The organism is Colwellia marinimaniae (genome assembly GCF_002207865.1).
Classification (GTDB): Bacteria; Pseudomonadota; Gammaproteobacteria; order Enterobacterales; family Alteromonadaceae; genus Colwellia; species Colwellia marinimaniae.
The window spans coordinates 1-313 of sequence record NZ_BDQM01000182.1 but is presented as its reverse complement, the minus strand read 5'-3'; the positions used below and the strand labels follow the sequence as shown (position 1 = coordinate 313).

Genomic DNA, 313 nt, shown 5'->3' with positions numbered 1-313 from the left:
CAACACGCAGTTTCCCTACTGTTAGCGCAATATCCTCGTTCTCCTGGTCGCGGCGTTTGATGTATTGCTGGTTTCTTTCCCGTTCATCCAGCAGTTCCAGCACAATCGATGGTGTTACCAATTCATGGAAAAGGTCTGCGTCAAATCCCCAGTCGTCATGCATTGCCTGCTCTGCCGCTTCACGCAGTGCCTGAGAGTTAATTTCGCTCACTTCGAACCTCTCTGTTTACTGATAAGTTCCAGATCCTCCTGGCAACTTGCACAAGTCCGACAACCCTGAACGACCAGGCGTCTTCGTTCATCTCTCGGATCG

1 protein-coding gene is annotated in these 313 nt (G+C 50.8%); it reads right to left on the bottom strand.

Annotation, left to right across the window (positions count from 1 at the left end):
* Positions 1 to 211: ead/Ea22-like family protein (locus tag MTCD1_RS18820; RefSeq protein WP_088569008.1), on the bottom strand; the 211-nt coding region annotated here is incomplete at its 3' end.
* Positions 212 to 313: the final 102 nt, after the last annotated feature.